The organism is Ramlibacter sp. (assembly GCF_041916345.1).
Lineage (GTDB): Bacteria > Pseudomonadota > Gammaproteobacteria > Burkholderiales > Burkholderiaceae_C > Ramlibacter.
Window position 1 is genome coordinate 1 of the sequence record NZ_JAYRZR010000175.1, and the last position, 2,144, is coordinate 2,144.

Here is a 2,144-nt window from a genome sequence, read left to right on the forward strand (position 1 = left end):
GACCCGGTTCACTAGCCGCATGGCCAGCGCCTCCTGGGCGTCGATGATGCGCCCAGTCAAAAGCATCTCCATCGCCAGCCCCATGCCCACCAGGCGCGGCAGCCAGTACAGGCCGCCGCTGCCGGGCACCACGCCCTTGGTGACTTCGGGCAGGCCGAAGCGCGCGGTCGTGGCGGCCACGCGGATGTCGCAGTTCAGCGCCAGTTCCAGCCCGCCGCCCAGGGCCAGCCCCTGCACGGCGGCGATCACCGGCTTGTGCAGCGTGGCCGGCGGTACGTAGTGGATGCGGCGCGCCTCGCCCTCGCGGCTTGACCATTCGTCGTCCTCGGGCGCGGGCTCGCCCGCACGGGCGCGCGGGCCGAAGCCCAGGTCCGTCTCGCGCAGGTCGCGGCCCGAGCAGAAGCTGTCACCGTGGGCGTGCAGGATCGCGACCTTCACCGCGCGGTCCAGCGCCACGGCCTGCCAGGCGCGCGACAGCGCCCGCACCGAGGCGGGCGACAGCGCGTTGTGCACGGCAGGGCGGTTCAGGCCCACATAGGCGATCCCGGCGTCGACCCGGTAGCTGACGGCGTCCGGGGTCATGCGGGCCACGTCATTGCACGAAGCGGCCCGCCAGGACCTTGTCCCAGCGTGTGTGCTGGGCACGGATGTAGGTGTCGAACTCCTGCGGCGTGCTGGCCTTCGGGTCCACGCCCACGTTGGCCATGGCCTGGCGCACGTCGTCGCGCGCCAGCACCTCGCGCAGGGCGGCGTTGATGCGCGTCACGAGCTCGGGCGGCATCTTGGCCGGCCCCCACAGGCCGAACCAGGTCTTGTGGTCCAGCGCGGGAAAGCCGGCTTCGCTGGCGCTGGGCACGTCGGGCAGCGCAGGGCTGCGCTCGGTCTGCAGCACCGCCAGCGCGCGCAGCCGGCCGGCCTTGATCATCGGCACGACCTGCGCCACGGTGCCCGCGTTCATCTCGATCTCGCCGGCCACCACGGCGGCGGTGGCGGGGCCGCCGCCCTTGTACGGCACGTGGGTCAGTTTGGTCTGCGTGACCATCTGCATCAGCTCGCCGCCCAGGTGGTCGGAGCCGCCGATGCCGGCCGAGCCGAAGTTGACCTTGCCGGGATTCTTCTTCGCATGGTCCACCAGCTCGGCCAGCGTGCGCGCGGGCAGGTTGGGGTTGACCGCGATCACGTTGGACGCCTCGGCCAGCATGCCGATGGGCGTAAACGACTTCAGCGGGTCGAACGGCATGTTCTTCTGCACATGGTGCGTGGTGACCATGGCGATGTGATAGACGAGCAGCGTGTTGCCGTCGGGCTCGGCATTGGCGACCGACGCCGCGCCGATGGTGCCCGCGGCGCCCGCGGTGTTCACCACCACGAACTGGGTGCCGAACTTCTCCGACAGCCGCGGCGCGATGGTGCGTGCGATGAAATCCGTGGCGCCGGCCGGCGCGAACGGCACGACCAGCTTGACGGGGGTCTTGCCGAACTCGGCGGCGTGTGCGCTGGGCAGGCCCACGGCCGCAGTGGCCAACAGACCCATCAGGATGCTGCGCCGCAGGGCGGCACGGTGGCGTGTTTGCATGGCAATGTCTCCTCGTTTTCGCCAGAGTATGAGCGAGTTTGGGATATTGTCAACGCGAAATCCACCTAATTCATTCAAATTCTCTCGAAGTGGTGACGATGAGTTTGGGCCAGCAATTTGCGTTGCACCTTGCCGAGTTCGGTCAGGGGCAGGGCGGGCGTGATGAACAGCGCCTTGGGCAGCTTGTAGCCCACCAGACGGCTGCGCAGGGCGGCCAGCACGTCGGCGGGGAGCACGGCTGCCCCCGGCGCCGGCTCGACGGCGGCCACCACGGCTTCGCCGTAGTCGGGGTGCGGCACGGCAAAGACCGCGGCGCGGGCAACGCCCGGCAGTTCTTCCAGCGCGATCTCGACCTCGCGCGGGTGAATGTTGTAGCCGCCGCTGATGATCACCTCGCTGGTGCGGCCCACGATGTGCAGGTAGCCGTCACCGTCGAGCAGGCCGATATCACCGGTCACCAGGCGGCTGTCGCGCAGCAGCGGCTGCTCTGCCGCGGGCCGCTGCCAGTAGCTGCCGAAAGCAGGATCGGAGAAACCGACCTCCAGCACGCCCGGCACGCCGGCGGCCA

The 2,144-nt window shown here is 69.9% G+C and carries 2 protein-coding genes and 1 pseudogene; all 3 read right to left on the reverse strand.

Going from position 1 to position 2,144, the window contains the following annotated elements:
• A partial coding sequence (locus ACE3T5_RS21490; RefSeq protein ID WP_374670150.1) for an enoyl-CoA hydratase/isomerase family protein occupies positions 1-582 on the reverse strand: 582 nt, incomplete at its 3' end.
• A gap of 10 nt (positions 583-592) precedes the next feature.
• Positions 593-1,576, reverse strand: a complete 984-nt coding sequence (locus tag ACE3T5_RS21495) for a Bug family tripartite tricarboxylate transporter substrate binding protein (RefSeq protein ID WP_374670151.1) — start codon at positions 1,574-1,576, stop codon at positions 593-595.
• Positions 1,577-1,650: 74 nt separating this feature from the next.
• A pseudogene (locus ACE3T5_RS21500) lies at positions 1,651-2,144 on the reverse strand (malonyl-CoA synthase); the annotation flags it as partial.